The sequence below is a fragment of the Nonomuraea sp. NPDC049607 genome, from assembly GCF_040675375.1.
Taxonomy (GTDB): Bacteria; Actinomycetota; Actinomycetes; order Streptosporangiales; family Streptosporangiaceae; genus Nonomuraea.
Genome location: NZ_JBFAOV010000038.1, coordinates 82,642 through 89,921, shown reverse-complemented (window position 1 = coordinate 89,921; position 7,280 = coordinate 82,642). Strand labels below are relative to the sequence as shown.

The following is a 7,280-nucleotide window of genomic DNA, read 5'->3' as shown; positions in this document are numbered from 1 at the left end:
TCACCGCCACCAGCCTGAACGGCACATGGACACCACAGGCCGCCACCGAGGGCAACCCCTTCGCCGGCAAGGCCAACAGCGGCGCCACCTGGACCAACGACATCAGCCACGGCGAACTGATCCGCACGAGCGCCGACCAGACCTTCACCGTGGACCCCTGCAACCTCCAACTCCTCTACCAGGGACGCAGCCCCAGCTCCGGCGGCGACTACGGCCTCCTGCCCTACCGACCGGGTCTGCTCACACTCCAGCGCTGAGCCTGCTGAGCGCGGGTTGATCGTCCCGCGAACATCGAGACGGCTTTGAGCGATCACACCCGGTGCCGAGCCACCGGTGATCGCTCAAGGCCGTGACAGACGTCGTCGCACGCCTGGCGCAACCCGATCTGGCGGCACCGGGACCGCTCGTTCGCCGAGTGGTAGTCGTCCCTGGAGCCGCCCGTCGCCGCCCTGTGCTGGCACAGGCACGTGGCGGACGATGTGGTGCTCACCGCACACGGCCTCGTTTCGCAGCGACTCCACCAGCGGACGGGCGATGCTCACCAGCCCCACCCACAGGCTCGACAGCCGGGAGGGTGATCACGCAACCATGCGAAACCGCAGGTGGAAGCTCTGAAGATTTCGCGCGCCCCCCTCCGAGGCACCACGTCCTGCGCGGCGGTGGCGCCATCCTGTCCGCCCTCGCCGGGGACCGAGTCGTCAGAGGCTCAGGAGGCACGCAGCTTGGCGTCGGCCGCGTCCGTACGGGCCCGGCTGCCCCAGAACCACTCCAGGTGGGCGGTCCGCCGCTGCTCCGTCAGCCACTCCTCGAACAGGTGCCGCTCGATGAGCCCGCGGCGGATCTCGTCGAGCACCGCCGGCTCCGTCGCCAGCACGTACGCGACGCAGAGCCCGCCGTCCGGGAGCCGCCCGGGCCCGAGCACGTCACCGGCGGCGGCCTTCTCGACCTCGGGGCCGAAGAGCCCGATCAGCGAGCTCCTGTCGTTCGCCTCCATTCGGCACGTGGCCGCGCCCGCCAGCACCTCCTCCGTGGCCAGCGCGACCGGGTCGGCCTTACCACCCCGCAGCATCGCGGCGGCGATCGCGGCGCGGGCTGCGTCGACGTACCGCAGCCTGACCACGCGCAGCCCTGGCGTTCCCCACAGGCCCGATCGGGCCGCGGCCGGCCGCCCAAGGTGTCCCTGGACAAGATCGTGGGTGCGGCCATGGCGCTGGCGGACCGGGAAGGACTGGCCGCCATGACCATGGACCGGCTCGCCGCGTCCCTCGGCGTCGGCACGATGACGCTCTACACCCACGTGCCCGGCAAGGCCGAACTGGTCGACCTGATGGTGGACTCCGCCTGGCAGGAACCCGACCTGACTCGATCAGGCTCCTGGCGGGACCGGATCGAGCACTACGCGAAGCAGAACACGGCCTTGCACGAACGCCACCCGTGGCTGCGCATGGTGTCGACCGTACGACCACCCCTGGGTCCCGGCCTGCTCGCCAGGGCCGACTTCCTCCTGGCCGCTCTGTCCATGACCGGGCTGTCCGCCACCGAGAGGTCCGCGGCGAGCGACTCCGTCGTCACCTTCGTCGACGCCGCGACCGCCACCCTTGCCGAACACACCCATGCCGAGCGGCTCAGCGGCCTGTCCGACGACGACTGGTGGGCCGCCCGTCAGGAGTTCTGGGAGACCATCTTCGACCCGGCGCGCTACCCGGCGATCGAACAGACCTGGCAGAACGGCGGCCTCGACCGCAGCGCGGCCGAGGCCGCGGTGCGCGCGTTCGACCTCGGCCTGCGTGCCCTGCTCGACGGAATCGCCGCGACGGCCCAGCGGAATCGCCGATCGACCGGCTGATCTCCACAGGGACCTCGATCGGCTAGCTAGCCCTGTCCGGCGACAGTCGCGCGGAGGGTCTCGATCCACCAGTCGAGCAGACGATCCCGGGCGGTGTCGTCCAGCCCGACGCTCCGGCGGAACTCGTCGCCGAACAGCGGCTCCGTCGCGACCGCTTGGTGCAGGGCACACACAGTCAGCTGGATCGCCTCGCGTGACGGCGGCGTTCGCCCGGTGGCCGCGCACTGCCGCCGAGCCTGGGCGTGCAGCCGGTCCACCACCTCGTCCAGCATTCCGCTACCGGCGTCCCGCCAGCCGGAACGGTGCAGCGCGAGCGCCAGTTCGGCGTAACCGCCCGCGTACAGCGCGGCCAACGTGCGCACCAGTTCGGCGGGATCGATCGGGGCGTCGGCCCACGTGTCGAGCACGATGTGCAGTTCGGCCTTCAGCTTGGCCCCGCCGAACCGCAGCAGCGACTCCAGCAGTCGTTCCCGCGTGCCGAAGTGGTGGTTGACCGCGGCGTCGGACACACCGACCTCCGCCGCGACGGCGCGCACCTGCACGGCGGCAGGGCCGCCCGCGGCGAGCAACCTGCTCGCCGCTTCGAGGATCAGCCGCTTGGCGTCCTCGGGCCGGCGTCGTACTCGGGGGGGCATGCGCCCACCTTACCTTGACCGGTCAAGGCAGCGTCGCTTACCTTGGTCGCTCAAGGTAAGGAAGGTGGCGCGTGCGGGGACACTTAGCGATTCCGGCGATGACCGAGCTGGCGACGGCACTGGGTGTCACGATCGACGATCCGGCGCCGCCCCGCGAGATCCACTTCTCCCGTGCGGGCTGCCGGTTGCACGGATTCGACTGGGGTGGAACCGGATCCCCGGTGCTCCTGTTGCACGGTGGCGCGTTGACCGCGCACACGTGGGACTTCGTCTGCCTCGGCCTGCGCGGCGCTGCCCGGCTGATCGCGCTGGATCTGCGAGGTCACGGCGAGAGCGGCTGGTCCGGTGACTACCGCGTCGGCACCCTCGCGGCCGACGTCGTCGCCGCGGCCGATCACCTCGGCTTCGACCGGGTCCGGCTGGTCGGCATGTCTCTGGGCGGCGTCATCGCGGCCCACGTCGCCGACCGGCATCCCGCTCGGGTGGAGCGGCTGGTGCTCGTCGATGTCGCGCCCGGCGTGGACTTCGACAGCACCTGGCGGGTGCGGTTGTTCATCAGCGGGCTCGGTCCGGTGCGGGATCTGGAGACGGTGGTGGAGGCCGCGATGCGGGTCAATCCACGCGCCGACCGGGCCAGTGTCACCTACCGCATGAGCACGCTGTTCCGCCGTGCACCCGGCGGCGGCTGGGTGCCGAAGAGCGATCCGCGGCCTCCGGACTTCCCCGCCATCCTGGCGGCCATCGATCGGCTGCCCGATCAGCTGAGCAGGACGCCGGTGCTGCTCGTGCGCGGCGGACGCAGCAGGGTGCTCCCCCAGGCCGCCGCCGAACGCCTGGCCGCGCGCCTCCCGGACGGCGAGCTCGTGGTCGTGCCGGACGCCGGGCACAACGTCCAGGAGGACAATCCGGCCGCACTGATCACCGCGTTACGTGCCTTCCTGACACGCTGACCGCGACAACGCCGGATCAGCAACTACGGCCGTGACCGGCTGCGAACCGCAGAACCCTGCTGGAGACCCGGCGAGTCCCTTACCGCCGGACCACGAAAGGAGAACCAGCGCATGTCCGCACGAACGTTCGAGCTCACCACGATCCCCTCGGTGAAGGTCGGCATGCTCATCCGCCGCCCCGCCCGCGAGGTGTTCCAGGCCATCGTGGACCCCGCCATCACGAGCAAGATCTGGTACACCAAGAGCAGTGGGATGATGACCCCCGGCGCCGAGCTGACCTGGGAATGGGAGATGTACGGGGCGTCGACTCAAGCCTCGGTCGAAGAGGTGGACGAAAACAGTCGGATCCGCTTCACCTGGGGCAACTACGCGCCCGACGCCCCCACCACAGTCGAGTTCCGTTTCATCCCCATGCCCGACGACACCACCTACGTCCACGTCACCGAAACCGGGTTCACCGGCACCGGCGACGAACTCGTCCACCACGTAACCGACTCCACCGGCGGCTTCACGTTCCTGATCAGTGCACTCAAGGCGCTGCTGGAGCACGACATCGTTCTCGGCCTCGTCGCCGACGCCAACCCGAGCGGCCTGTCGGCCTGAAAGAACTGGCATCATCGCAGCATCTTCTGTCCTGTCCGTTCATGTGTTGCAGGGAGCCAGATGGATCAGCTGGTGGAGGACGATCCGCGCACGCTGGGGCCGTACGAACTCGTCGCCCGGCTCGGCGAGGGCGGCCAGGGCGTCGTCTATCTGGGACGCGACCTCTCCGGCCGGCAGGTGGCCGTCAAGCTGCTGCACAACGGCCTGCTGACCGATCCCGGCGCGCGCGACGGGTTCCTGCGCGAGGTGGAGCTCGCCCGGCGGGTGGCCAGGTTCTCCACCGCGCCCGTGCTCAACGCCGACCTGGCGGGCCGGCGGCCCTACATCGTCAGCGAGTACGTGCCCGGCCCCTCGCTGCGTGACCTGGTCGCCACCGAGGGACCACGGCAGGGGGCCGCGCTGGAGCGGCTGGCGATCAGCACCGCCGCCGCGCTGGCCGCCATCCACCGGGCCGGGGTGCTCCACCGCGACTTCAAGCCGGCCAACATCCTCATGGGGCCCGAGGGCCCGGTCGTGATCGACTTCGGTATCGCCCGGGCTCTGGACGCGCCAGGCAACACCTCGACGGGCCCGCTGATGGGCACGCCGTCCTATCTGGCGCCCGAGCAGATCGGCGGCGGGCAGGTGACGGCCGCGGCCGACGTCTTCGCCTGGGCCGTGACCATGGTGTTCGCGGCTTCGGGGCGACCCGCGTTCGGCGCCGACTCCACCCCCGCCGTGATCAACCGCATCCTGAACGAGCAGCCGGCCGTCTCCGGGCTGGACGGCGTCCTGCTCCGGCTCGTCACCGCCGGCCTGTCGAAGGACCCGGCCGCGCGGCCGAGCGCCGACGACCTGGTCACCGGGCTGACCTCGCGCGAGTTCGTACCGGGACCGGCCACCGGGTCTCCCCCGCCGCCGGAGCGTCAGGGCGGTCGGGGGCGGCGGCGCGCGCTGCTGGCGACGGCCGCCGCCACGGCGGCGCTGCTCGTCACGGGCGGCGTGCTGATCACCGCGGACACCCTGCCCCCACCGCCCCCGGCCACGATCGGCACGGCCTCTCCCCCGTCGTCCGGCACCGCCACCGCCCCGGCTCCGGCCGCGGCCACCGCCTCGCCGCAGGAGGTCAAGAGCACTGCGCGGGGGACGTCGTCCCCACCGGCCAGGCAGCGGGCCCGACCCAGGAGCTCGCCCCCCCGCCACCCGGCCGACCAGGACGGGCGACACGGTGAGCAGCCGCATCGACGACGGCTCAGTACCCCACCCGACACCCGCCCGGCACACGGAGAACCCGCCGGAGCCCACGCGCGAGCCGTCGCAGCAGCCCACCCAGGCGCCCGCCCAGCCGCAGCCGCCGTCCCCGATGGAGAACCCGTTCACCTGCATCCCGTCGATGTGCTGAGGCGTGGCCCGCGTCAGTCGTCCCGGGGGATCTTCGAGACTCGTGGTCGGCGTGGAAGAGCACCTCCTGCACCCGACGGTCGTCCCTGCGGGTGCACATCTGGCCGACCAGGGGCAGTGTGGGGGCCCGGCAGCGATGGAGCAGAATTCACGCTGTCGGCGCTGACCCGCGGGAACTCCTCGAGAAACACGATCACGGGACGGCGGGGTCCGACGTGGCGCTGGACGACATCGCGCGCCGCGCAGGAGTAGGCAACCCTCTATCGCCATTTCCCCACGCGCGGCGACCTGCTCGTCGCCGTCTTCACCGAGGAGGTGGCCGAGCGCGGCGGTCGTGGGTGATCGACGAGGCCTCCGGCAGTTGGTTCAAACGACGAAGAAGAGCCAAATACCGGAGACCTCATGGCCGGCGTAGCGGTGACGAGGCGGCACGACCTCACCGACGAGCAGTGGGCAGCGCTGGAGCCGCTGTTACCCGCCGCTCCGGGACGTGGTCGTCCGCCGAAATGGAGCAGAGGGCAGCCGGGATGGCCGTCTGCGGAAGGAACCGCCCGGTGGGACGGAAAGCGAACCCTAGTCGGGCAGGCGGTCCAGGAGCCAGGTGGCGGCCTCTTCCGTGATCTCGGTGTGGCCGCGGTTGTCGCCGGCGCACAGGAAGTCGTCGAAGTCGCTCTCGTCCGGGGACAGCGCGTCGATGTCGGTGTACAGCTCGGCGTCGGTGATGTCGCGGACGGAGACGGCGCTGATGGACGGGACGAAGCAGTGCCCGGCGATCGGATTGTCGACGTCCAGGCCGAGACCGGTGGCTTCGGCGATCGCGTTGAGCGCGTCGGCGAGGATCTTGAACCCGGTCAGGATGCCGCCGGGCGCGCCGTCGACGCACGGAACGCCCGGCGCCTGGACCTCGATGACGTCGGGCGTCAGCAGGCGAAGCAGGCCGGCCAGGGTCTCCGGCGCCTTGGGCTGCGTGCGCAGGTCGGTGCCGGTGATGAGGTCGCCGGTGCCCAGCAGCGCGCTCTCCCCGGCGCCGGTGCCGTTGCCCGCGCCGTTGCCCGCGCCGTCGGCGACAGCGAGCAGGCGCGGGATACGCGGCCAGCCGCCGACGGATTCCAGTTCGCGCAGGAACTGGGTGCGCAGCGGGTCGACGCCGGGCACGCCGTCGGTGCCGGGCAGGTGCCAGGCCAGCAGCTGGCGGGCGGCCGGGCTGTTGAAGAGGTCGGAGAAGCGCGAGTCGTAGGCGTTGATGTGGTGCGCGAACGCCTGGAGCGAGATCGGCACGTAGGCGCCGCGGTGCGGGGTGTCCCAGGAGAAGTACACGCCGACCTGGTGGTCGATGCGCTGCGTCTCCATCCGGGCCAGGGCGTAGCGGGTGACCAGGCCGCCCATGCTGAACCCGCCGGCCAGCAGGCGGGTGTCGCCGACCCGCTCGGCGGCGGCGCGGTGGATCGCCGCGGTGGCGGTCTGCGCGTTGTCGAGGATGGAGGCGCCGCGGTCGTCGAAGCCGATGACGACGACGTCGCGGCCGCGCCGGCGCAGCTCGCTGATCAGCGGGAAGGCGCGCCGCTCCAGGCCGTCGTAGAGCTCGTCGATGTCGCTGGCCCCGGATCCGAAGCCGTCGGCCAGAAGCACCGGCCGGGTCAGGGTCTGGTTGCGTTCGCCGTAGTACACCCATGCGGTCCCGCCGGGCAGCTGCCAGCGGTCGCTCCACTCCGCGGCGGGTGGAGCGGTGGTGGTGGCGCCCGCCCTGGAGCTGGCGCTGGAGGACAGGACGACCGGCGGCGCGGCGCTCAGAGCGCTCGCGATCTGCTTTTTGTTGATCACCCCAGAGTTATCACCATTAGTGGCCGTACGGACACCTAAAGCTAT

Annotated in this window: 8 protein-coding genes; 5 read left to right on the top strand and 3 right to left on the bottom strand. The window is 71.4% G+C overall.

The annotated features are described in order from the left end of the window. Nucleotides 1-257: non-reducing end alpha-L-arabinofuranosidase family hydrolase (locus AB0J97_RS43305; RefSeq protein WP_364100760.1), on the top strand; the 257-nt coding region annotated here is incomplete at its 5' end. 449 nt (nucleotides 258-706) lie between these two features. On the opposite strand, the gene AB0J97_RS43300 is transcribed toward AB0J97_RS43305, so the two are convergent. After that, entirely contained in the window at nucleotides 707-1,120 is a 414-nt protein-coding gene (locus AB0J97_RS43300; RefSeq protein ID WP_364100757.1) for a hypothetical protein, read from the bottom strand. A gap of 54 nt (nucleotides 1,121-1,174) precedes the next feature. On the opposite strand from AB0J97_RS43300, the gene AB0J97_RS43295 reads away from it, so the two are divergent. Beyond that, the gene (locus AB0J97_RS43295; protein WP_364100754.1) at nucleotides 1,175-1,846 is read left to right on the top strand and encodes a TetR/AcrR family transcriptional regulator; all 672 of its coding nucleotides are present in this window, start codon (nucleotides 1,175-1,177) and stop codon (nucleotides 1,844-1,846) included. 26 nt (nucleotides 1,847-1,872) lie between these two features. Here AB0J97_RS43295 and AB0J97_RS43290 read toward each other — a convergent pair whose 3' ends face one another. Further along, on the bottom strand, nucleotides 1,873-2,481 hold the full coding sequence (locus tag AB0J97_RS43290; protein ID WP_357710595.1) for a TetR/AcrR family transcriptional regulator: 609 nt from the start codon (nucleotides 2,479-2,481) through the stop codon (nucleotides 1,873-1,875). 98 nt (nucleotides 2,482-2,579) lie between these two features. On the opposite strand from AB0J97_RS43290, the gene AB0J97_RS43285 reads away from it, so the two are divergent. The 3 genes from AB0J97_RS43285 to AB0J97_RS43275 all read left to right on the top strand — a co-directional run bounded on the left by AB0J97_RS43285 (nucleotide 2,580) and on the right by AB0J97_RS43275 (nucleotide 5,666). Continuing rightward, entirely contained in the window at nucleotides 2,580-3,431 is an 852-nt protein-coding gene (locus AB0J97_RS43285) for an alpha/beta hydrolase (RefSeq protein WP_364100751.1), read from the top strand. A gap of 111 nt (nucleotides 3,432-3,542) precedes the next feature. Continuing rightward, nucleotides 3,543-4,034, top strand: coding sequence for an SRPBCC family protein (locus tag AB0J97_RS43280; RefSeq protein ID WP_364100748.1), 492 nt, complete (start codon nucleotides 3,543-3,545; stop codon nucleotides 4,032-4,034). A gap of 60 nt (nucleotides 4,035-4,094) precedes the next feature. Continuing rightward, nucleotides 4,095-5,666: a protein kinase gene (locus AB0J97_RS43275; RefSeq protein ID WP_364100745.1), complete on the top strand. Its 1,572-nt coding sequence runs from the start codon at nucleotides 4,095-4,097 to the stop codon at nucleotides 5,664-5,666. A gap of 321 nt (nucleotides 5,667-5,987) precedes the next feature. Here the strand turns inward: AB0J97_RS43275 and AB0J97_RS43270 are convergent, their stop codons facing one another. Further along, nucleotides 5,988-7,235 (bottom strand): hypothetical protein, encoded by a 1,248-nt coding sequence (locus tag AB0J97_RS43270; protein ID WP_364100742.1) that lies wholly within the window; start codon nucleotides 7,233-7,235, stop codon nucleotides 5,988-5,990. Nucleotides 7,236-7,280 lie beyond the last annotated feature (45 nt).